This is a genomic window from Huaxiibacter chinensis, assembly GCF_022171985.1.
In the GTDB taxonomy this organism is placed as follows: Bacteria; Pseudomonadota; Gammaproteobacteria; order Enterobacterales; family Enterobacteriaceae; genus Enterobacter; species Enterobacter chinensis_A.
This window is the reverse complement of the sequence record NZ_JAJVHF010000041.1, coordinates 1-2455: the sequence shown is the minus strand read 5'-3', so window position 1 is coordinate 2455 and position 2455 is coordinate 1. Positions and strand designations below refer to the sequence as shown.

General features: G+C 41.2%; 5 protein-coding genes. 4 read left to right on the top strand and 1 reads right to left on the bottom strand.

The features are described 5' to 3' along the window. Window positions 1–21: 21 nt before the first annotated feature. The 4 genes from LZP96_RS23725 (at window position 22) to LZP96_RS23710 (ending at window position 2135) form a co-directional block, all read left to right on the top strand. Window positions 22–351 carry a toxic anion resistance protein gene (locus LZP96_RS23725; protein WP_004248813.1) on the top strand — a complete coding sequence of 110 codons (330 nt, stop codon included), beginning with the start codon at window positions 22–24 and terminating at the stop codon, window positions 349–351. Beyond that, window positions 341–1234: a hypothetical protein gene (locus LZP96_RS23720; RefSeq protein ID WP_000252081.1), complete on the top strand. Its 894-nt coding sequence runs from the start codon at window positions 341–343 to the stop codon at window positions 1232–1234. The genes LZP96_RS23725 and LZP96_RS23720 overlap by 11 nt, the downstream gene beginning before the upstream one ends. A gap of 174 nt (window positions 1235–1408) precedes the next feature. Next, window positions 1409–1636 carry a hypothetical protein gene (locus LZP96_RS23715; protein ID WP_000336109.1) on the top strand — a complete coding sequence of 76 codons (228 nt, stop codon included), beginning with the start codon at window positions 1409–1411 and terminating at the stop codon, window positions 1634–1636. Window positions 1637–1814: 178 nt separating this feature from the next. After that, complete coding sequence (locus LZP96_RS23710; RefSeq protein WP_000071366.1) at window positions 1815–2135, top strand: hypothetical protein; 321 nt, start codon at window positions 1815–1817, stop codon at window positions 2133–2135. A gap of 240 nt (window positions 2136–2375) precedes the next feature. On the opposite strand, the gene LZP96_RS23705 is transcribed toward LZP96_RS23710, so the two are convergent. Then, window positions 2376–2455, bottom strand: an 80-nt coding sequence (locus LZP96_RS23705; RefSeq protein ID WP_001401901.1) for an IS1 family transposase, incomplete at its 5' end; no start/stop codon positions are given.

Sequence of the window (2455 nt, the reverse complement as noted above, 5' to 3'; positions counted from 1 at the left end):
GCTGAAAATGCCGGCCTTTGAATGGGTTCATGTGCAGCTCCATCAGCAAAAGGGGATGATAAGTTTATCACCACCGACTATTTGCAACAGTGCCACAATGAGTTACTCCGTAGTAATGCAAAATTACTGCATCGCAATGCAGTAGAAACTATGAAAGCAAACCAACGGCTGGTTATTGATATAAGCACCCTTAAAGAGGTGCAGGATACGCTTATCCAGACGGTTGGCGATGTTGTTAAAATCCAGAGAGAAGGGGCTATTAAGCTCAGGGAAACAGAAAAACAGGTTCTTGCCATGCGTGAGAATTTGCGCACCCGACTGACACAAAAAGGGGTAGATCATGGTGCGTAACCTTAAGAGTAGTGACGATTTTTCCCGTGAACTGTCATTTCTTTTTCACCGGTCTATAAAGATTAGAAATTCAGGTTTCGCGATATTTGGTGCGGGCCTGCTGATAATGATTTTTGGTCTTTGCTTGTGGTTGCTGTCATTACACCTCTCACCTTCAGTTCTGGACTTTGATATTGATGTGCCCTTGTCATTCTTCAATTCATCTGAAGGTGAAGATAAGTTAGTGGTTTCGGATTTTGGCGATGCATTTGGAGGCTTCCTAACTACATATTCTAAGTTGCTATTAGGGATTATGGGGCTATTAGTAGTTTCTTCAACTGCCTTTAAAATTTTAAAGGGGGAGGAAATAGGTGAGATATTCCCGATGCTTCTAATTGCTGGCGCTTTTCTTATCGGCTTGTCAGTTTTTACATCTGCTTTAGGTTCGGAAGAGACTGATGCCACTTCAGCTTCGACTGTAAAGGTTATCAAGAAATATGTAAAACATGAAAAATACGATAAACTTGTCGCATATTTAAATGATAGTAATTGGCCCTCAGGCGAAGAGGTATCTGTAAACTATTTAAAGGCGCAACTACATATAAAACTCGGCAAGCCAGATGTGAAGTTAACACAGAATGTTGTTAGGGCGTATATGTCTGGTGTATTACAGTCAAATATTCCCGTGAAAGTTCGTTATGCATTGGAAAAGACAGCTTTAGATAAATCCGTCTCACCACTTGCGATTCGTTATGAGCAAAAACGTATGTCTAAATCACATACCTTTTCAAAAGCGTCGGTTAATTGTCTTAAAGTAGGTAGTCCCGTCGCATTCGTTGGCGTTTTGTTCGCTCTTCTTGGTATAAAAATCAGGCGGCGAGTCAGATTCTTAGAATCAAATTGAATGAAAGCCCGGTACGCTGGGCTTTTTTATTCAGTAACTTTTATCAAATATGTAGTAATTTACCGGAATCTGCTTCTCCAGCTTGTTAGCTGAAAAGCTTACTCAAGTATAATAATCTACTTCTGATTATGTTTTTTATGGTTTTATTTTTACACAACTTATTAAGGATACATGATGTGTAACTTTACTCCTGTTCAAATTATTGCTGATTATATACTGAGGTTTCTTAAAAATAATACTGATGCCAAGCTTTATGAGGCAATGCAGCGTCTTGAAAAGAAAATTGGTCAGTTTGTCGCTGATGGGGTTGATGAACATCAATTACGCTCTTCATTAAGCAAAGTCTGTCGATCTCGTTCCAGGGCGGCTCTTAAAGAGGAGTGTGAACAACTCATTCCATAAAAAGAACATCATACGGGAAAGTTACTTTAACGGTGAATGGCTCGCTTCTGGCGGTTTAAGTTGACGGCCATTCCTACCATAGCCATCATAAAGTATGATTAGCATTCGAGTGTGGCACTACTAATTTTAATGGGCTACGCATTCAGTCTCCACCTCTCTAACTATAAAGGTTCTTTTCATGTCCAATAGCTTCGATAAGCCGCAAACGCTCCCGGTACATAATTCTGATGCCGAACCCTTTTTTCCGAAAAACCTTGGTCCATTTATCGAGCAGGTATCCGGAAGGGATCTGGCAATGCTCACAGAATCAGAGAAGGAAAAACTTGCGCACCTGATCAGAACTGGGCGTAAATATGGAGTTTCTGTCGCTATCGTTCCTGATACAGATTCTGCTGAGCTTCATGAATTACTGTCTAATGCCGATTCCATTGAAAGGCAGTTTTCCATCTATGAACGCATCCAGACGAAGATTGCGTTCACGCGGTGTCAGGAAGCATAAACAAAGTGAGAAATACAACTACGTGGTATGACGTAGAACATATTGAAATCACCACAGGCGAGCGAGGCGGCAGGATATGGGTGCTGAAGCTCTCCTGTGGCCATACAGTATTTCGCCGAATACCTCCTATACGTCTTCATAACCTCACAGCTTTTTCTCTGCGGGAGCCCCCAGAAAAATGTCGGTGCTCTCTTTGCAATTCAAGTCCATAATAAAGCCTTTTTAGGTAATGACTCCAACTTATTGATAGTGTTTTATGTTCAGATAATGCCCGATGACTTTGTCATGCAGCTCCACCGATTTTGAGAACGACAGCGACT